Origin of the sequence: Eleftheria terrae (assembly GCF_030419005.1) — a bacterium.
Taxonomy (GTDB): domain Bacteria; phylum Pseudomonadota; class Gammaproteobacteria; order Burkholderiales; family Burkholderiaceae_C; genus Caldimonas; species Caldimonas terrae.
The window spans coordinates 5,415,935-5,433,768 of record NZ_CP106951.1 but is presented as its reverse complement, the minus strand read 5'-3'; the positions used below and the strand labels follow the sequence as shown (position 1 = coordinate 5,433,768).

The window sequence follows — 17,834 nt, the reverse complement described above, 5'->3', positions numbered from 1 at the left end:
ATGAGGCGCAGTGCATCAAAGGATCTCAAGCGCGAGTCCGATCGGCCGATCCAGCTGCCGGCAAGCGACACCGTCCGTGTGCCGACCCCTGACGGATTTGTCTACGCCCCTTCGTTGTCGAAACCTTCGCCCGGCATATCGTCGGCTGGCGCTCAAGGCACTCGGCGCACAGCGACTTCGCCCTAGATGCGCTGCGGCAGACGCTGTACCGCTCGCCAGCCGAGTGTCGACGACAAGCCCCTAGGCCACTAGGACGGGCGCTCGCGCTACGTCAGCATCCGCTCCACAGAGAGGCTGTGCGACGGTCACAGCCAACCACGAGTAGGCGCGAAGAACAACAGCCACGGTAGTGCACTGGCGCAGACCATCAACGGCTTGTGTGGCCGGTCGCCCAGCAACCACCCGCTCGTGCCTACGCACCCGATCAGTTGCGGCCTCACTGGATCGCGTGCGTCTCGGACTGCTGTGGCGGCACCTCGTTCGCCTCAGCCATCTTGCCCGGCGCAGGGGCAATCGCATACCCTGCTGCTTCCCATGCGGGCAAGCCTCCCCGGAACCAGTACACCTTCTTGAAACCTAGCGCTATTGCGGCTTTGCTGGCCTTGTATGACTTCCAGCACTCCGGACCGTTGCAGGCAAAGATCGTAGGCAATGCCTTATCGAGCCTATGCAAGGCCTTGAAGTTGTCGACATTTGGGTCGAAGGCGACGTCCTTCAGCGACTTTTCAACGTATGAGGCAAGGATGGCTTGCGGAATGCGCTTCGTGGTGAACTCCTTCTCGCTGCGCGTGTCAACGATCACTGCTCCCTTGGCGAGCAGTTCCCTCACTTGCTGCGCGTCCACCACTTCAGCGCCGGGAAGCGACGTAGGTGTGAAGTGGCCTAGCTCTCCAACCATCTTGTACAGCGCCGCCTCCGGCTGGAAGGCCACTCTCTTCAACCCAACGGATTCAGACTGTTCCTGGAACCAGCGCGCGAGCGCTGCACGAGTTTCGGCGGGAAGCGTCTGCCGAACGACCACAGAATAGCCCCCAGGGACTGGGCTCGACGTAGCCATTACTTTCAACGAGGCGGCCTTGTCAGGGTTTTCATTGGCCCACGCTTCCCACTCGGTCAGGCGGGCAGCGGTGACGTCGGAGAAGCCCAGTCCTACCGCGATTAGCCCCGCTTGCGGATACCGTCGGTACTCGATCTGCCGGAGCTCCGCAAAACTCACGCCGTGCGCGTTCAACATGCCCCGTGTGACGTAGGTGTAGATGGAATCCTGAGGAGGCAGGTACGCAGATCTGCCACGCAAGTTGATGACAGAGGCCATGTCCTTGCGAGCAACAAGCACGAACGATTCCTCGGGACTGTTGGCACCCAGCAGGTCGTAACCGTGTGCCATCGCCGAAGCGGCCACTTGAGGGGGGCCAACAAATACGTCGTATTCTGCTGTACGTGTGGCCCGCATAGAGTCCCCAAGGTCTTCGCTATGCGATACAGACACCCTGTACCCGAGAGCCTGATGCAGCTTCTCTTCCAATGCACGCCCGTGAACGGACAACGCCTCCTTCTTGAGACTTGGTTCAACGGCGACAAGAACGTCGACGTCGGCGCTGACGACAGTGTGAAACAGCAACGCCAGCACTGAGCCGGCGCGAAAGGCGATCGTCATTGCTCTCCCTTCTTGCTCGAAGCGTTTGGCGGTTTCCGAACTAGGAGACAGCACCTTCGAGACGTCTGACCTTGCCGCCAGCAAGTTCGTCTATGGAGACCACTGCAAGGTCGGCGAGCCGCAGGTGAACGAGATAGATGACGGAGATCGGGTAGTCGATAGACCCGACATCGATCGCTGCCTTGCATAGCACGCCCCCAGGCTCATTGGAGGGGTACACGACCACTTCATCCAGTTTGTCCCCCAACCAACGTTGCGAGTACGGTCTGAGTGCACGTTCACAGGCCGCGCTCAGTTGTTCCTGGTCCGGCTCAACTGTCGCACCCGCGCTCACGACCACACCAAAAGAAGCTGCGAGGACCGGGTACTTGACTGTTCTCATAGCCATCCTTCCTTGCTTTCGTCATAAGGAAATGCGGACAGCAAACATAGATGCATCACCACCCTGTTTTCAAATTCGCAGGCTGTCGGTCCTTCCTACTCGCCTGCTTGGTTTGGCAGGAGCTGCCCTATTGGCACGTCGCCAGTTGCAAAAAAACCGTTCTCGGGTTCTAGGCGATGGAGCCCAAAGGCGGGGTCCACACCAAGCCGCACGAGGTCTTCGATGTGAGGCTTGTGCATCTAGCCATGACGTGCTGCGGATGAGCACCAGCGCTACAGTCCTCAGGCATTGCCTTGCTTGCAGCAATGGTCATCCGCATCGAGGGAGATCGAGAGACCTCTGATGGCAGTCAGCTTGTCCACCGCAGGGCGTTATGCCAGCCTTGGCGGCTGCCATCTCCGCCAGGAGGGAACCCACAGCCGTCAGCATGCGTCGCCGGCTCCCCTTTAGCAGCACCGATCAGCTCACCTGAGCTGACCGGATCGTCCAACTGCACCATTCCTCGACTCGTACCAATGCGCAACGGCGCCCAGCGGTATATCCGGCGGGCAGCCTCCTTAAGCGCACCAAAACTAACGTCGCACTTCACAAGGCAGAGGGGTCGATCTTGCCGGGCCAGGCCGAGCAAGCATCGAGGCCAACTCGCCAACAACAAATGCTCCAGCAATTGCGGAGTAGATCGAGTCGCACCATTCGGTGTTGAGAGTCCGGTGTGGCGGACGTCCGTCGAGCGGTCTGCGTCGAACCTTCCTGCTCGGGATGCCCTCGACGCAGCGGGCGGCGTCATAGGTCAGCGCAGCGCCCGCCCGACACGGTCTCGGTTCCAGGTACTGCTGGCCATGCTTTCCGCCGAAAGGTATGCGTTTGGCCATTCCATCTTGAACGGGCGCTGTGGATATAGGAGTCTCGTGTCCGCTTAGATTGGAGTGGACACATGAACACTGAGCTGGAAGACAAAAGCTTGGGACGCAGACGGCGACGCCGGCATAGCGCGGAGTTCAAGGCGGAGGTTGTCGCGGCCTGCGGGCACCCCGGGGTGTCGATCGCCGCAGTGGCGCTGTCGCACGGGCTGAACGCCAACCTGGTGCGACGCTGGGTTGAGCAGAGAGAGCGAGGACCGAGCCTGCCGAGCGCCTTGCCTGCCCAGACGAAGTAGCGGCCTTCGTGCCGCTGAAGGTCGAGCAGCCGAGCGAGCATCACGACATCGAGATCGAACTGCATCGTGGGCCCCTGCTTGTGAAGCTGAGCTGGCCGAGCACCGCTGCGAGCGAGTGCGCGGCGTGGTTGCGCGAGCTGCTGCGGTGATGCGGGTCGATGCGATCTGGCTGTCGGCGCAGCCGATGGACATGCGCATGGGATGTGACACGGCGCTGGCGCGGGTGGTTGCGGTCTTCGGTGCGGCGCGGCCCCACCATGCTTACCTGTTCACCAACCGTCGCGGCGACCGACTGAAGGTGCTGGTGCACGACGGCATCGGCATCTGGCTGGCTGCCCGGCGGCTGCATCAAGGCGGCTTCGCCCGCCACGCCCTGACGCAGAACCAGGCGCTCAGCCGCGCGCAGTTCGATGCGCTGGTGCTGGGCCTGCCGTGGCAGCGTGTGGGCGAAGCCGGCGTCATCACCGTGCTGTGAGCCCGGCAATTGCCGGATGTTCAGATGCCCGGGCGGCGAGGCTCTGCCATGATCCGGCCTCGTGAACCCAGAAGCGTCGCTTGCCCACCTCAGTGCTGAACAGCTGCGCGAACTGGCCGCGCGGCTGATGGGGGAGGTCCGCCACAAGCAGGCCACCATCGACAAGCTCACGCACGAGAACGCTACGCTCAAGCGGCTGACGTTCGCCGCCGGCCGCGAGCACTTCAATGCCGAGCAACGCAGCTTGCTCGAAGACACGCTGGACGCGGACCTGGAGGCGGTGCAGGCCGAGCTGCAGCAGCTCAATCCTGCGCCGCCGGCGACAGACAAGGGCATACCCAAGCGCAAGCCCTTGCCCGCGCACCTGCCGCGGCAGGAGTTCCGGCACGAGCCCGAGAGCATGCTGTGCGCCTGCGGTTGCCAGATGAAGCGCATTGGCGAGGACGTGTCGGAGAAGCTGGACCACCAGCCCGGCGTGTTTACCGTCGAGCGGCACGTGCGCGGCAAGTGGGCCTGTGCCCGCTGCGAACGCCTGGTGCAAGCGCCGGTGGCGCCGCACCTCATCGACAACGGCATCCCCACGGCCGGGCTGCTGGCGCAGGTGCTGGTGGCCAAGCACGCCGACCATACGCCGCTGTACCGCCAGGAAGGCATCTATGCACGCTGCGGCGTGGACCTGCCGCGCTCGAGCATGGCGCAATGGGTGGGCGCCTGCGGCGTGCAACTGCAGCCGCTGGTCGACGCACTGAAGGCCGAGATGCTGACGCACCGGGGGCTGCACGCGGACGAGACGCCAGTGCCCATGCTCGATCCCGGCGGCGGCAAGACCCACCGGGCTTACCTCTGGAGCTACTGCACCGGCCAATTCGAGGACAGCCGCATCGTCGTCTACGACTTCGCCGGGAGCCGGGCGGGCAAGCACGCCGTGGCGTTCCTCGGCGACTGGCGCGGTGCACTGGTCTGCGACGACTACAGCGGCTACGAGGCGCTGCTGGCCCAAGGCGTGACCGAAGCCGGGTGCCTGGCGCATGCACGGCGCAAGTTCTATGACCTATGGGCCAACAACCGCAGCCAGATCGCCGAGGAAGCGCTCGGGTACTTCGGCAAGCTCTACGACATGGAGCGGGACGTGCAGCCCCTGGACCCGGTAGCACGGCAGCGGATCCGCCAGGAGTTGGCTCGGCCGGTGGCCGATGCCTTGCACACTTGGCTAGTGCTGCACCGCCAGAAAGTGCCCGACGGCTCTGCGACCGCCAAGGCCATCGACTACAGCCTCGGGCGCTGGACGGCACTGGTGCGCTACCTCGACGACGGCGCCTTGCCGGCGGACAACAACTGGGCGGAAAACCGAATACGCCCCATCGCGCTCGGACGCACCAACTGGCTCTTCGCCGGCAGCTTGCGCGCGGGCAAGCGAGCGGCGGCCGTCATGAGCTTGATCCAGTCGGCTAAGCTCAACGACATCGACCCTTGGCACTACCTGCGCGACGTCATGGAGCGGCTGCCAACGCAGCCAGCAGCCCGCATCGCGGAGTTGCTGCCGCATCGCTGGACGCAACCCTCGACAGAGTGAGCGGCTCCCCTGCTCCGGCCGACATGGGATGGCCGGACGCCTACTGTGGGACTGCGGCTACTTGACGCATTCTCAGTGTGCAGCTGACACGGGCTGAAAGGGTCCGTGCACGCGCCACCAGCCGGCGCAGATGAGGCTGACCGCTCGAGGCCGCAAGCGACATCCAGAACTCACCGCAGCAGCCCCCCGCTGCACGAGTCTTCGCAGCAAGCAATGAACCGCACAAAAAAGAAAACCCGTTGATAAATCAACGGGTTGAATTGGCGGAGACGAAGGGATTCGAACCCTTGATGCAGCTCATCACCGCATACTCCCTTAGCAGGGGAGCACCTTCGGCCTCTCGGTCACGTCTCCATCCGATAAATCGGAGAAGCTGGCATTCTATCGCGAAAATGCCGGATCACAAGCGAAACTTGTGATCACGCCTCTTGGTGGTCCAGCTCGAATGCACGGTGCAGCGCCCGTACCGCCAGCTCCATGTACTTCTCGTCGATCACCACGCTGGTCTTGATCTCGCTGGTGGTGATCATCTGGATGTTGATGCCCTCTTCGCTCAGCGCGCGGAACATCGCAGCCGCCACGCCCACATGCGAGCGCATGCCGATGCCGACGATGGATACCTTGCAGATGCGCTGGTCGCCCTGCACCTTCTCGGCCCCCAACTCGGGCAGTACCTTGGTGTTCAGCAGTTCCACCGTCTTGGCATAGTCATTGCGATGGACGGTGAACGAGAAGTCGGTCTTGCCTTCGTGCGAGACGTTTTGCAGGATCACGTCCACATCGATGTTGGCTTCGGCCACGGCACCGAGGATCTGGTAGGCGATGCCGGGTTTGTCAGGCACCCCCATCACGGTGATCTTGGCCTCGTCGCGATTGAACGCGATGCCCGAGACAACTGCTTGTTCCATTTTCTCGTCTTCCTCAAAGGTGATCAGCGTTCCGGACTTCGCCTCTTCCTCGATGGCGATGTCCCAAGGCGTGAAGCTCGACAGCACACGCATCGGCACACGGTACTTGCCGGCGAATTCCACTGAGCGGATCTGCAGCACCTTGGAGCCGAGGCTGGCCATCTCCAGCATTTCCTCAAAGCTGATGGTGTGGAGCCGGCGCGCTTCCGGAACGATGCGGGGGTCGGTCGTGTACACCCCGTCCACATCGGTATAGATGAGGCACTCGTCCGCCTTCATCGCCGCAGCCACCGCCACCGCCGAAGTGTCTGAGCCGCCCCGCCCGAGGGTCGTGATGTGCCCCGCCCCGTCGATGCCCTGGAAACCGGTGATGATCACCACCTTGCCGGCCGCCAGGTCAGCGCGCACCCGGGCATCGTCGATGCTTTCGATGCGCGCCTTGGTATAGGCCGAATCGGTCTTGATCGGCACCTGCCAGCCGGTGTAGCTGATGGCCTCCAGCCCTTCGGCCTGCAGGGCAATGGCCAGCAAGCCAACGGACACTTGCTCGCCGGTGGAGGCGATCATGTCCAGCTCGCGCGCATAGGCGTCGGTGTGGGTCTGGGGCGCCAGTTCCTTGGCCAGGGCCAGCAACCGGTTGGTTTCGCCGCTCATGGCCGAGGGCACCACCACCATCTGGTGGCCGGCCCGCGCCCATTTGGCGACGCGCTTGGCGACATTGCGGATGCGCTCGGTCGAGCCCATCGAAGTGCCGCCGTATTTGTGAACGATCAGTGCCATGGGAGTTGGGGACGCGGAAGTTGGAGTCGCGCAGGGATCGCAGGGGTTCGCGCCGCGGTCGCGAATGGGCAATTGTAGCGGGAGCACCACGAGGCCCAGGGCGGCCTTGCGCGTGCTTGCGGCTCAGCCGACCACGTCCGGCATCCAGTCGAGTGACAGCTGCACCTCGCCGGCCTCGGCCAGCACGCGCGCGTCCAGGCCCAACCCCGGCACCCACAGCAACTGCTCGCCGGCATACAGCAAGGGGCCCGTACGCGCCCAGGCCGGCACCCCGCTCGCCTGAAACTGCTTCTTCAGGCTGCGCGGCGGGCGCCCTGGCCCGCTCTGGAACTGCTCGCCACCGCTGCGCTCCACCAGGTTGAGGTCCGTCAACCGGGCCAGCGGAACGCCACCGGCCGCCACACGCCGGGCCACCAGGGTACCGCCCCAGCCCACCAGCCGGTAACGCCCGGCCCGTCGAATCGACAGCGTCGGCTGCCGGGCGGGCACTGGCTCGACAGCCACCACCGCCGGACGGGGTTCATACTGCAGCACGCCACGATAGCAACGCAGTCGGGCACCCGGTGTCTCCCACTGGCCGGCACGCGTGCCGGGCAACTCCCGCCACAGGCGCTCCAGCGCACTCGCGGGCAGCGGCTCACCGGCTTGCCGCCGATACCAGATGCGCAGGGCGTTGCGGCCGCGCGCGGCGCTCAACCGCAGCAGGGGCGCCAACCGCAAGCGGCCGTCTTCCGACTCCGCGCCGGCCAGGTCGACAGCCGCCAACTCGGCCAGGCAGGCGCTGGCCTCCTGCGCCCAGCGACCGGCATCGGCCAAGGCCGCCTCAGCGTGCTCGAAGGCTTGGGAGAGCGCCGGCCACACCTGCAGCCGCAGGCGATTGCGCGCATGGCGCGGGTCGTCATTGCTGTCGTCGTCCACATAGTCGAGGCGGTGCTCCTGCACATAGGCCTCCACCTGCTCGCGCGAATGCTCGAGCCAGGGCCGCAACCACCGCACGCCGTCCCGCTCCGCCGCCTGCGGCATACCGGACAGACCGGCGACACCAGCGCCCCTCAGGGCCTGCAGCAGAAAGGTCTCGGCCTGGTCGCGCCGGTGATGCGCCAGCAGCACGATGCCCGCGCCCTGCTCCAGCGCCATTTCTCGCAGCGCCTGGTAGCGCGCCTGGCGGGCCAGCGCTTCAAGGCTCTCGCCGCGTACCGGTTGCAAGGCGAGCCGACGCGACACCAGGTGCACCGGCCAGCCCTTGCGGCGCCAAGCCGCGCACTGCCGTTCACAGTGAGCGAGCCAATCGTCAGCCCGGGCCTGAAGGCCATGGTGAACATGCAGCGCGGCAACGGCGATGCCTTGCTCCTGCGCGGCACGGGCCGTCGCATGCAGCAAGGCGGTCGAGTCACGCCCGCCGCTGTAGGCCACCGCCACGATGGGACGGTCGGCCTGCGGCGGGGGCTTCATCCGCGTTCTTTGGTGTCGATGTAGCGACCGTAGCTCTGCAGCCGCTGGTAGCGGTGCTGCAGCAGGTCCTTGGGCCGCAGGTCGGCCACCTGGCGCAGCGCGTCGTTCAGGCCACGCTTGAGGTAGGCCGCCATCTGCTTGTGGTCGCGGTGGGCGCCGCCCACCGGCTCGTTGACGATCTTGTCCACCAAGCCCAGCGCCTTCAGGCGATGCGCGGTGATGCCCAGCGCCTCCGCGGCGTCGGACGCACGGTCGGCCGTCTTCCACAGGATCGAGGCACAGCCTTCCGGCGAGATCACCGAGTACACCGAGTACTGCAGCATCAGCACCTGGTCCGCCACGCTGATCGCCAGCGCGCCGCCGGAGCCGCCTTCACCGATGATGGTGGTGATGATGGGCACTTCCAGCTGCGCCATTTCGAAGATGTTGCGGCCGATGGCCTCCGACTGGCCCCGTTCCTCGGCACCGATGCCCGGATAGGCACCCGGCGTATCGACGAAGGTGAAGACCGGCAGGCCGAACTTCTCGGCCAGCTTCATCAGGCGCAAGGCCTTGCGGTAGCCCTCGGGACGCGACATGCCGAAGTTGCGTGCAGCGCGTTCCTTGGTGTCTCGGCCCTTCTGGTGGCCCAGCACCATGCAGGCCTGACCATTGAAGCGGGCCAGCCCGCCGACGATGGACTGGTCGTCGGCGAAATGGCGGTCACCGTGCAGTTCCTGGAACTCGGTGAAGATCTCGTTGATGTAGTCCAGCGTGTAGGGCCGCTGCGGGTGACGCGCGATCTGCGTCACCTGCCAGGGCGTCAGGCTGGAGTAGATGTCCTTCGTGAGCTGCTGGCTCTTCTTGCCAAGCCGGTCGATCTCTTCGGAAATATCGACCGCCGATTCGCTTTGCACATAGCGCAGTTCGTCGATCTTGGTTTCGAGTTCAGCAATGGGTTGCTCGAATTCGAGGAAGTGTTTCTTGCTCATCCCAAGTCATCCCGACGTGATGTGTGAGGGTTCGCCCCACATTTGTTCTCAATATTCGACTGGCAGGGGGTCGAGGCTGCGCCAAATGTACCACGTCGCAACAGAGCGGAAAGGGGCCCAGGCGTCCCCCACCTCACGCGCTTCAGCCCGCGAGACCGGCTCGCCGCTGAAGTAGTTGACGCTGATGCCCTTGAGCAGGCCGATGTCGTCGAGCGGCATCACATTAGGGCGCATCAGGTGGAAGATCAGGAACATCTCGGCGGTCCAGCGCCCGATGCCGCGAATGGCCACCAGTTCTTCGATGATCGCTTCGTCGTCCATCGAATTCCACTGCCGCACGTGCACTGCCCCGCTATCGAAATGCGAAGCAAGGTCGCGCAGGTACTCGACCTTGCGTGCCGACAGGCCGGCGCCACGCAGGCTCTCGGTGGGCAACTCCAGCACCTGGGCCGGAGGAATGCGGGTCGAAGGAACGTTGAGCAGGCCGGCGAAGCGGTCCCACACCGCCTGCGCCGCCTTGACCGAGATCTGTTGACCGACGATGGAGCGCGCCAGCGTGGTGAACGCGTCGCCCCGGCTCTGCAGCCGGGCTTCGCCGAACTGCGGGATCAACTTGCGCATCACCCGGTCGCGCCGCGACAGGTGCTTGCACGCATCGTCCCAATATTCAGGGGTTACTGCCTTGGGCATCTGGACCGTCTCAGGCCTTGACCCAGGTGGTGCCCTGCGGCGTGTCTTTCAGCACGATGCCCTGCTCGGCCAGCGCTTCCCGGATGCGGTCCGCCTCGGCGAAATTCTTCGCCTTCTTGGCAGCGGCACGGGCCTCGATCTGCGCCTGGATGGCGGACTCATCCAGGCCACTGCGCCCACCTTGCAGGTAAGCGCGCGGGTCGCCCTGCAGCAGCCCGAGGGTGGCGCCCAGCGCCTTCAGCAGGCCGGCCGTCTCGGCGGAGCGGCTGCGATTGACCTCACCGGCCAGTTCGAACAGCACAGCCACCGCCTCGGGGGTGTTGAAGTCGTCATCCATCGCCGCCTTGAAGCGGGCAGCCTGCGGCTGCGACCAGTCGATGGCGACCTCGGCCGGGGCCACCGAATCGAGCGCGGTGTACAGGCGACGCAGCGCGTGGCGGGCGTCTTCCAGATTGGTGTCGCTGTAGTTGAACTGGCTGCGATAGTGAGTGCGCAACATGAAGAAGCGCACCGTCTCGCCGTCATAGCTTTGCAGGACGTCGCGAATGGTGAAGAAATTGCCGAGCGACTTCGACATCTTCTCGTTGTCGACGTTCAGGAAGCCGTTGTGCATCCAGACGTTGACGAAGGGACGCCCAAGGGCCCCCTCGCTCTGCGCGATCTCGTTCTCGTGGTGGGGAAACTGCAAGTCCATTCCGCCGCCGTGAATGTCGAAATGCTCGCCCAGCAAGGCGCAGCTCATGGCAGAGCATTCGATATGCCATCCGGGCCGGCCCTTGCCGAAGGGCGCCTCCCACTTGGCGTCCTCCGGCTCGCTCTCCTTGGCGGCCTTCCACAGCACGAAATCGAGCGGATCTTCCTTGCCGTCGGACACCGCCACGCGCTCGCCCGCACGCAGCTGGTCGAGCGACTTGCCCGACAGCTTGCCGTAGCCGGGAAAGCGGCGTACCGCGTAGTTCACGTCGCCATCGGCAGCGCGGTAGGCCAGCCCCTTGGCTTCCAGCGTGCTGATGAGGCTGACCATCTGGCCGACATATTCAGTGGCGCGCGGCTCATGGGTCGGCGGCTCGATGCCGAGCTGCGCGGTGTCCTCATGCATCGCACGGGTCATTTCCTCCGTCAGCTGCCGAATGGGGATGCCGCGCTCCAGTGCCCGGCGGATGATCTTGTCGTCGATGTCGGTGATGTTGCGCACGTAGGTGACGCGATAGCCGCTCGCCCGCAGCCAGCGCTGCACCACGTCGAAGGCCATCATCATCCGTGCATGCCCGACGTGGCAGAGGTCGTAGATCGTCATGCCGCAGACGTACAAGCGCACGTGATTGGGCTCGATCGGTGAAAACGGCTCCTGCCGGCGGGTGAGGGTGTTGTAGATGGAAAGCGTCATGAGCGAAGCTGCGAACGAGTCGCCAAGGAAACACGGAAGCCGTCGTCAACGACGGCAGGCGCGCACCCGGCGCACCAGCGCAATAGCGGTCGAAAGAGATTTCAACACGGCGCCGGGTCTGTCTGCATGCGGGTTTGAGGGAAGATGGCCGCAGCAGGGCGGTACAATCACGGGATTGTAGCCGTTGCCCTGCCAGAGGCTCGTCCATGCATTCTCGACCGCCGCCCCGAGGCCCGCAAGCAGCGGGACACTCGCTGCTCGCCGGAGGTGTGCTGCTGATGGCACTGGCCCTCTCCTGTGGGCCGACCTGGGGCCAGAACGCTGCCGAAGTGCAACAGCTGTTGCGTGCCGGCAAGATGCCCGAGGCCATGCTCAAGCTCGAGCAGGCGCTCACCAAGCAGCCCGCCAGCGTGGAATTGCGCTTCCTGAAGGCGGTCCTGCTCGGCGAGCAGCAACGCACCCCGGAAGCCATCGAGCACTACCTCGCGCTGATCCACGACCATCCCCACCTGGCCGAGCCCTACAACAACCTGGGCGTGCTCTATGCCGCCGAGAAGCAGTACGACCGGGCGCGCGCTGCCTTCGAAATGGCGGTGCGCAACCGTCCCGGCTATGCCGCCGCCCACGAGAACCTGGCCGACACCTATGCGGCCTTGGCGGCCGAGGCCTACACTCGCGCCCTCGACCTCGACGGCCAGAACCGGCTCCTCGGTGAGAAGCTGGCGCTGACGCGCCGGTTGCTGGCGTCGCCCCTCCCCGAGCGGCGCTGAAACACAGCGCGCACCGGACCACCGGCTCGGCCGGTACAGAATGTCGGTTTCTCTCAGAAGGAGTGATTGGATGACAATTTTCCGGATCGCCGCGGCCGGCCTCGCACTGACGATTGGCGCGCTTGGCAGTGTGCACGCCCAGACGGTCAAGATGAGCACCTCGATGGGTGACATCGTCCTCAAGCTCGACGCCGCCAAAGCCCCCAAGACCGTGGCCAACTTCGTCCAGTACGCTCGCGACGGTCACTATGACGGCACCGTCTTCCACCGCGTCATCGACGGCTTCATGATCCAGGGCGGTGGCTTCACCCCCGATATGAAGCAGAAGCCCACTCGGGCGCCCATCCCCCTGGAAAGCCGGAACGGCTTGAACAACGAGCGCGGCACCATTGCGATGGCCCGCACGATGGACCCGAATTCAGCGACGGCGCAGTTCTTCATCAACGTCAAGGACAATGCCTCGCTCGACGGCAGCGGCGGACGCGACGGCTATGCGGTGTTCGGCAAGGTCGTCAGCGGCATGGACGTGGTCGACAAGATCAAGAACACCCACACCGGCAACAAGAAGGACGCCCAGGGCATGGTCCACCAGGACGTGCCCACGGAGCCGGTCATCATCAAACAAGTCACTGTGGAGAAATGAACATGGCGGTTGAACTGCACACCAATCACGGGGTGATCACCATCGAACTGGACGCCGAAAAGGCGCCCAAGAGCACCGAGAATTTCCTGTCGTATGTGCGCAAGGGCCACTACGACAACACGGTCTTCCACCGCGTCATCGACGGCTTCATGATCCAGGGCGGCGGTTTCGAGCCGGGCATGCAGCAGAAGCCCACCGACGAGCCGATCCAGAACGAGGCCAACAACGGCCTGAAGAACACCACCTACACCGTCGCCATGGCACGCACCCAGGCGCCGCACTCGGCCACCGCCCAGTTCTTCATCAACGTGGCCAACAACGACTTCCTCAACTTCAAGGCCGAGAACGTCGCCGGCTGGGGTTACGCGGTGTTCGGCAAGGTGGTCGGCGGCACCGAGGTGGTGGACAAGATCAAGTCGGTGAAGACCGGTCGCCGCGGCTTCCATGACGACGTGCCGCTGGACGACGTCGTCATCACCAAGGCCGTGGAAGTCTGAGCTTGACCGCTTCGGGCACTGCCGACGATCGGCCCGCCTCCGCTCCCCTGCCCGGGCTGCACCGCCTGCAGGCCCTGCCGCACTGGCGGAGTGTGGACCTCCTGTCGGATCTGCACCTGCAGCAGGACTTGCCGGCCACCGCAGCGGCCTTGCGGCAGCACCTGCTGCAGACACCGGCCGAGGCGGTGCTGATTCTTGGCGATCTGTTCGAAGCCTGGGTCGGTGACGACGCCGCCGCCGAGGGCTTCGAGCAGGAATGCGCCACCTGGCTGGGCGAGGCGGCGTCGCGGCGCTGGATCGGCTTCATGGCCGGCAATCGCGATTTCCTCGTCGGGCCGGCCTTCCTTCGAAGCTGCGGCCTGCACGCCCTGCCCGACCCCACCCTGCTGGAATTCGGCACCGAGCGGTTCCTGTTGACCCACGGCGACGCCCTGTGCCTCGCCGACGTCGACTACCAGCGCTTCCGCCTGCAGGTGCGTTCACCGCAGTGGCAGCGGCAGTTCCTGGCCCAGCCACTCGGCCAGCGGCGTCAGATTGCAGCGCAACTGAGGCAAGCCAGTGAACAGCGCAAGCGCGACAGCGGCCCGGAAGCCTATGCCGATGTCGACACCGCCTGCGCATTGCGCTGGCTCGACGAGGCGCAGGCCCACGTGCTGGTGCATGGCCACACCCACAAGCCGGCCAGCCACGCGCTGTCGCCCGGCCACACCCGCCACGTGCTGAGCGACTGGGATCTGGACCATGCCGCATTGGGCCATCCGGTGCGTGCCGAGGTGCTCAGGCTCGGGGTGGACGGCAGGGTGGCCCGCATCGACCTTGCAGCAAGGGCCGGCTGACCACCGTGTTCGACTGGCTGCATCGCTGGCGCCGGCGCCAGGAAGAACGCGTGCTCCGCGAGCGGGCGATTCCCGACCTGCTCTGGCAGTACACCCTCGCTTGCCATCCCTTCCTGGCACGCCGCTCCGAGGCCGACTTGGCTGAGTTGCGCCGGCTGACCACCCTTTTCCTCGCAAACAAGGAATTTAGCGGCGCAGGCGGCTTTGTCATCACCGACGAAGTGGCAGTGGCCATCGCCGCGCAAGCCTGCGTGCCCATCCTGAAGCTCGGCCTGGCACTCTACGACCGGTTCGTCGGCATCGTGGTTCACAGCGACCAGATGGTGATCCGCCGCGAGGAGATGGATGAGCACGGGGTGGTGCACGAGTACGAAGACGTGCTGGTCGGTGAAACGGCCGCCGGCGCCGTGCCGGTCACGCTGTCCTGGTACGACGTCGCCCATGCCGACGAAGCAGGCGAACCCGGCTACAACGTCGTGATCCACGAGTTCGTGCACAAGATCGACCTGCTGGATGGCGAGGCAGACGGCGTACCGCCGCTCACGCCGCGGTCACGGCGCGACGCCTGGGCGGCCATGATCGACGACGAGTACCTGCGGTTCTGCGCGCGGGTGGACCGCGGCGAAGATGTGTTCCTCGATCCCTATGCCGCCGAGGCGGTGGACGAGTTCTTCGCCGTTTCCGCCGAGGCGTTTTTTGTCGCCCCGGATGAATTCAGGTTGGAGCATCCCCGGCTGTACACCGAGCTGCAGGGGCTGTTCCTGCAGGACCCCGCAGCGTACTGAGCAGCAGGCGCGCCCTGGGAGGCGGGCCTCGCAGGCAGACTGAACGAAAAAGGCCCCCTCGCGGGGGCCTTTCTTGCGGCGCGCAGCCAGCGGCTTTCAGGCCGTCGCCGGCTCGGCCTTCGGCTTGTCGCTCTTCTTGTTCGGCTGGATATCGAGCACCACTTCGCCGTTCTCGTCGAGATCCACCGTCAGACGACCACCGTCGACCAGGCGGCCGAACAGCAGTTCGTCGGCCAGCGCCCGACGGATGGTGTCCTGGATAAGGCGCTGCATCGGACGGGCGCCCATCAGCGGATCGAAGCCCTTCTTCGCGAGGTGCTTGCGCAGCACGTCGGCGAAGGTCACCTCCACCTTCTTCTCGGCCAGCTGGCTTTCAAGCTGCAGCAGGAACTTGTCCACCACCCGCAGGATGATTTCCTCGTCCAACGCCCGGAAGCTGACCGTCGCATCCAGCCGGTTGCGGAATTCGGGCGTGAAGAGCCGCTTGATGTCGGCCATCTCGTCGCCCTGCTCCCGGTGGTTGGTGAAACCGATCACCGCCTTCTGCATGGTTTCGGCCCCGGCATTCGTCGTCATGATGATGATGACGTTGCGGAAGTCGGCCTTGCGGCCGTTGTTGTCCGTCAGCGTGCCGTGGTCCATCACCTGCAGCAGCACGTTGAAGACGTCCGGATGGGCCTTCTCGATCTCGTCCAGCAGCAGCACCGCATGCGGCTTCTTGGTCACCGCCTCGGTCAGCAGGCCACCCTGGTCGAAGCCGACATACCCCGGAGGCGCGCCGATCAGGCGGCTGACCGCATGGCGCTCCATGTACTCCGACATGTCGAAGCGGATCAGCTCGATGCCGAGGATGTAGGCCAGCTGCTTTGCCACTTCGGTCTTGCCGACACCGGTGGGACCGCTGAACAGGAAGGAGCCGATCGGCTTGTCAGGCTTGCCCAGGCCGGAACGCGCCATCTTGATGGCGGCCGCCAGGGCGTCGATCGCCACATCCTGACCGTACACCACGCTCTTGAGGTCGCGGTCCAGGTTCTTCAACTTGGACCGGTCGTCGTTGGAGACGCTGGCCGGCGGAATACGCGCGATCTTCGCGACGATCTCCTCGACCTCCAGCCGGGTGATCGTCTTCTTCTGCTTGCTCTTGGGCAGGATGCGTTGCGCTGCACCGGCCTCGTCGATGACGTCGATCGCCTTGTCGGGCAAGTGCCGGTCGTTGATGAACTTGGCCGACAGCTCCGCCGCCGCCTGCAGCGCATTCAGGGCGTACTTGACGCTGTGGTGCTCCTCGAAGCGCGACTTCAGGCCCTTCAGGATTTCCACCGTCTGCTCCACCGACGGCTCGACCACGTCGATCTTCTGGAAGCGGCGAGACAGGGCCGCATCCTTCTCGAAGATGCCGCGGTACTCGGTGAAGGTGGTTGCACCGATGCACTTGAGGTTGCCGGAACTCAGCGCCGGCTTCAGCAGGTTGCTGGCGTCCAAGGTGCCACCGGAAGCGGCACCTGCGCCGATCAGCGTATGGATCTCGTCGATGAACAGCACCGCGTTCGGCTGGTCCTTGAGGGCCTTGAGCACACCCTTCAGGCGTTGCTCGAAGTCGCCCCGGTACTTGGTGCCAGCGAGCAGCGCACCCATGTCCAGCGCGTAGACCGTGGAGTCGGCCAGCACCTCGGGCACATCGCCCTCGGTAATGCGCCAGGCCAGGCCTTCCGCGATGGCGGTCTTGCCGACACCGGCCTCGCCCACCAGCAGCGGGTTGTTCTTGCGGCGGCGGCAGAGCACCTGGATGACGCGCTCGACCTCGAGCTCGCGGCCGATCAGCGGATCGATCTTGCCTTCGCGCGCCATCTGATTGAGGTTCTGGGTGAACTGCTCCAGCGGCGAGCCCTTGCCTTCGCCCTCGTCCTTCTCGCCTTCATTGTTGCTGGCGCCGTCATTGGACTTGGCCGGCTCCGGCGGGTCGGACTTCTTGATGCCGTGCGCAATGTAGTTCACGACATCCAGCCGGGTCACGCCCTGCTGGTGCAGGTAGTACACGGCATGCGAGTCCTTCTCGCCGAAGATGGCCACCAGCACATTCGCGCCGGTGACTTCCTTCTTTCCACTGCCGGTCGACTGCACATGCATGATGGCGCGCTGGATCACGCGCTGGAAACCCAGCGTCGGCTGAGTGTCCACTTCATCGCTGCCGCCGACCGTCGGCGTGTTCTCCTTGATGAAATGCGTCAAGCTCTTGCGCAAATCATCAATGTTGGCCGAACAGGCCCGCAGTACCTCGGCGGCCGACGGGTTGTCGAGCAAGGCCAGCAGCAGGTGTTCCACGGTGATGAACTCGTGGCGCTGCTGGCGCGCCTCGACGAACGCCATGTGCAGGCTGACTTCAAGTTCCTGGGCAATCATGCGGCCTCCATAATGCACTGCAAAGGATGCCCCGCGCGGCGCGCGGCGGCAAGCACCATTTCCACCTTGGTCGCGGCAACGTCCTTGGTGTATACGCCACAGACGCCGCGGCCCTCGTGATGAATCTTCAGCATGATCTGCGTCGCGGTCTCGAGATCGCGGTGGAAGAACTGCTGCAGCACCATCACCACAAATTCCATCGGCGTGTAGTCGTCGTTCAGCATGACCACCTGATACAGCCTCGGTGGCTCCACCTTGGATGACTGTCTTTCCAGGATGACAGTTCCCTCTCCCTCATCAGGCAGCGAGGGCTGGTTGGGCGGCTGCGGAGGGTTGGGAAGGGAGGGACTGTCGCTGGGCATGAATCGATTCTATCGAGTTGAACCAGGTGGATTTCAGGTTCAGCAATTGGTGACGAGTCACAAAAGGTCAAGTGCCATCGCTTCGTCACAAACGCTGACCAGCTGGCATT

18 protein-coding genes and 1 tRNA gene are annotated in these 17,834 nt (G+C 64.7%); 9 read left to right on the top strand and 10 right to left on the bottom strand.

Annotation, left to right across the window (positions count from 1 at the left end):
- Window positions 1-436: 436 nt before the first annotated feature.
- Both N7L95_RS24385 and N7L95_RS24380 read right to left on the bottom strand, forming a co-directional pair.
- The gene (locus N7L95_RS24385; RefSeq protein WP_301257827.1) at window positions 437-1,657 is read right to left on the bottom strand and encodes a PhnD/SsuA/transferrin family substrate-binding protein; all 1,221 of its coding nucleotides are present in this window, start codon (window positions 1,655-1,657) and stop codon (window positions 437-439) included.
- Between the two features lie 40 nt (window positions 1,658-1,697).
- Window positions 1,698-2,039, bottom strand: a complete 342-nt coding sequence (locus N7L95_RS24380) for a hypothetical protein (protein ID WP_301257826.1) — start codon at window positions 2,037-2,039, stop codon at window positions 1,698-1,700.
- Between the two features lie 934 nt (window positions 2,040-2,973).
- On the opposite strand from N7L95_RS24380, the gene N7L95_RS24375 reads away from it, so the two are divergent.
- The 4 genes from N7L95_RS24375 (at window position 2,974) to tnpC (ending at window position 5,243) form a co-directional block, all read left to right on the top strand.
- The gene (locus N7L95_RS24375; protein ID WP_301257825.1) at window positions 2,974-3,195 is read left to right on the top strand and encodes a transposase; all 222 of its coding nucleotides are present in this window, start codon (window positions 2,974-2,976) and stop codon (window positions 3,193-3,195) included.
- 8 nt (window positions 3,196-3,203) lie between these two features.
- Window positions 3,204-3,344, top strand: coding sequence for a hypothetical protein (locus N7L95_RS24370; RefSeq protein ID WP_301257824.1), 141 nt, complete (start codon window positions 3,204-3,206; stop codon window positions 3,342-3,344).
- Window positions 3,320-3,670, top strand: a complete 351-nt coding sequence (gene tnpB / locus N7L95_RS24365) for an IS66 family insertion sequence element accessory protein TnpB (protein ID WP_301257823.1) — start codon at window positions 3,320-3,322, stop codon at window positions 3,668-3,670. Before N7L95_RS24370 ends, tnpB begins: the two co-directional genes overlap by 25 nt.
- Window positions 3,671-3,731: 61 nt before the next feature.
- Window positions 3,732-5,243, top strand: coding sequence for an IS66 family transposase (tnpC, locus tag N7L95_RS24360; protein WP_301257822.1), 1,512 nt, complete (start codon window positions 3,732-3,734; stop codon window positions 5,241-5,243).
- Between the two features lie 261 nt (window positions 5,244-5,504).
- On the opposite strand, the gene N7L95_RS24355 is transcribed toward tnpC, so the two are convergent.
- The 6 genes from N7L95_RS24355 to cysS form a co-directional block, all read right to left on the bottom strand.
- Window positions 5,505-5,597, bottom strand: a tRNA-Ser gene (locus N7L95_RS24355).
- 65 nt (window positions 5,598-5,662) lie between these two features.
- Window positions 5,663-6,931 (bottom strand): aspartate kinase, encoded by a 1,269-nt coding sequence (locus tag N7L95_RS24350; RefSeq protein WP_301257821.1) that lies wholly within the window; start codon window positions 6,929-6,931, stop codon window positions 5,663-5,665.
- A gap of 123 nt (window positions 6,932-7,054) precedes the next feature.
- Complete coding sequence (tilS, locus tag N7L95_RS24345; RefSeq protein WP_301257820.1) at window positions 7,055-8,383, bottom strand: tRNA lysidine(34) synthetase TilS; 1,329 nt, start codon at window positions 8,381-8,383, stop codon at window positions 7,055-7,057.
- The gene (locus N7L95_RS24340; protein ID WP_301257819.1) at window positions 8,380-9,354 is read right to left on the bottom strand and encodes an acetyl-CoA carboxylase carboxyltransferase subunit alpha; all 975 of its coding nucleotides are present in this window, start codon (window positions 9,352-9,354) and stop codon (window positions 8,380-8,382) included. Before N7L95_RS24340 ends, tilS begins: the two co-directional genes overlap by 4 nt.
- Before the next feature lie 48 nt (window positions 9,355-9,402).
- Window positions 9,403-10,044 (bottom strand): DNA-3-methyladenine glycosylase family protein, encoded by a 642-nt coding sequence (locus tag N7L95_RS24335; RefSeq protein ID WP_301257818.1) that lies wholly within the window; start codon window positions 10,042-10,044, stop codon window positions 9,403-9,405.
- Window positions 10,045-10,054: 10 nt separating this feature from the next.
- Complete coding sequence (cysS, locus tag N7L95_RS24330; RefSeq protein ID WP_301257817.1) at window positions 10,055-11,431, bottom strand: cysteine--tRNA ligase; 1,377 nt, start codon at window positions 11,429-11,431, stop codon at window positions 10,055-10,057.
- Window positions 11,432-11,709: 278 nt separating this feature from the next.
- Between cysS and N7L95_RS24325 the strand changes: the two genes are divergently transcribed.
- From N7L95_RS24325 to N7L95_RS24305, 5 genes are all read left to right on the top strand, one after another.
- Complete coding sequence (locus tag N7L95_RS24325) at window positions 11,710-12,201, top strand: tetratricopeptide repeat protein (protein ID WP_301257816.1); 492 nt, start codon at window positions 11,710-11,712, stop codon at window positions 12,199-12,201.
- 70 nt (window positions 12,202-12,271) lie between these two features.
- Complete coding sequence (locus N7L95_RS24320) at window positions 12,272-12,844, top strand: peptidylprolyl isomerase (RefSeq protein ID WP_435870044.1); 573 nt, start codon at window positions 12,272-12,274, stop codon at window positions 12,842-12,844.
- Entirely contained in the window at window positions 12,841-13,341 is a 501-nt protein-coding gene (locus N7L95_RS24315) for a peptidylprolyl isomerase (protein ID WP_435870043.1), read from the top strand. Before N7L95_RS24320 ends, N7L95_RS24315 begins: the two co-directional genes overlap by 4 nt.
- A gap of 2 nt (window positions 13,342-13,343) precedes the next feature.
- Window positions 13,344-14,177 carry a UDP-2,3-diacylglucosamine diphosphatase gene (locus tag N7L95_RS24310; RefSeq protein ID WP_301257814.1) on the top strand — a complete coding sequence of 278 codons (834 nt, stop codon included), beginning with the start codon at window positions 13,344-13,346 and terminating at the stop codon, window positions 14,175-14,177.
- Between the two features lie 5 nt (window positions 14,178-14,182).
- Window positions 14,183-14,962, top strand: coding sequence for a M90 family metallopeptidase (locus tag N7L95_RS24305; protein ID WP_301257813.1), 780 nt, complete (start codon window positions 14,183-14,185; stop codon window positions 14,960-14,962).
- 96 nt (window positions 14,963-15,058) lie between these two features.
- On the opposite strand, the gene clpA is transcribed toward N7L95_RS24305, so the two are convergent.
- Together clpA and clpS are read right to left on the bottom strand one after the other, a co-directional pair.
- A complete protein-coding gene (clpA, locus tag N7L95_RS24300; protein ID WP_301257812.1) occupies window positions 15,059-17,362 on the bottom strand; it encodes an ATP-dependent Clp protease ATP-binding subunit ClpA in 2,304 nt (767 codons plus the stop codon).
- Window positions 17,359-17,724: an ATP-dependent Clp protease adapter ClpS gene (gene clpS / locus N7L95_RS24295; protein WP_301257811.1), complete on the bottom strand. Its 366-nt coding sequence runs from the start codon at window positions 17,722-17,724 to the stop codon at window positions 17,359-17,361. The genes clpA and clpS overlap by 4 nt, the downstream gene beginning before the upstream one ends.
- Window positions 17,725-17,834: the final 110 nt, after the last annotated feature.

What these genes read in the sequence shown, in the direction of transcription:
- N7L95_RS24375 (WP_301257825.1), top strand. Translation starts at nt 2,974, where the DNA reads ATGAACACTGAGCTGGAAGACAAAAGCTTGGGACGCAGACGGCGACGC.
- N7L95_RS24320 (WP_435870044.1), top strand. Translation starts at nt 12,272, where the DNA reads ATGACAATTTTCCGGATCGCCGCGGCCGGCCTCGCACTGACGATTGGC.
- N7L95_RS24315 (WP_435870043.1), top strand. Translation starts at nt 12,841, where the DNA reads ATGAACATGGCGGTTGAACTGCACACCAATCACGGGGTGATCACCATC.
- N7L95_RS24325 (WP_301257816.1), top strand. Translation starts at nt 11,710, where the DNA reads ATGGCACTGGCCCTCTCCTGTGGGCCGACCTGGGGCCAGAACGCTGCC.
- N7L95_RS24380 (WP_301257826.1), bottom strand. Translation starts at nt 2,039, where the DNA reads ATGAGAACAGTCAAGTACCCGGTCCTCGCAGCTTCTTTTGGTGTGGTC.
- N7L95_RS24340 (WP_301257819.1), bottom strand. Translation starts at nt 9,354, where the DNA reads ATGAGCAAGAAACACTTCCTCGAATTCGAGCAACCCATTGCTGAACTC.
- N7L95_RS24350 (WP_301257821.1), bottom strand. Translation starts at nt 6,931, where the DNA reads ATGGCACTGATCGTTCACAAATACGGCGGCACTTCGATGGGCTCGACC.
- cysS (WP_301257817.1), bottom strand. Translation starts at nt 11,431, where the DNA reads ATGACGCTTTCCATCTACAACACCCTCACCCGCCGGCAGGAGCCGTTT.
- clpS (WP_301257811.1), bottom strand. Translation starts at nt 17,724, where the DNA reads ATGCCCAGCGACAGTCCCTCCCTTCCCAACCCTCCGCAGCCGCCCAAC.
- N7L95_RS24335 (WP_301257818.1), bottom strand. Translation starts at nt 10,044, where the DNA reads ATGCCCAAGGCAGTAACCCCTGAATATTGGGACGATGCGTGCAAGCAC.
- clpA (WP_301257812.1), bottom strand. Translation starts at nt 17,362, where the DNA reads ATGATTGCCCAGGAACTTGAAGTCAGCCTGCACATGGCGTTCGTCGAG.
- N7L95_RS24385 (WP_301257827.1), bottom strand. Translation starts at nt 1,657, where the DNA reads ATGACGATCGCCTTTCGCGCCGGCTCAGTGCTGGCGTTGCTGTTTCAC.
- tilS (WP_301257820.1), bottom strand. Translation starts at nt 8,383, where the DNA reads ATGAAGCCCCCGCCGCAGGCCGACCGTCCCATCGTGGCGGTGGCCTAC.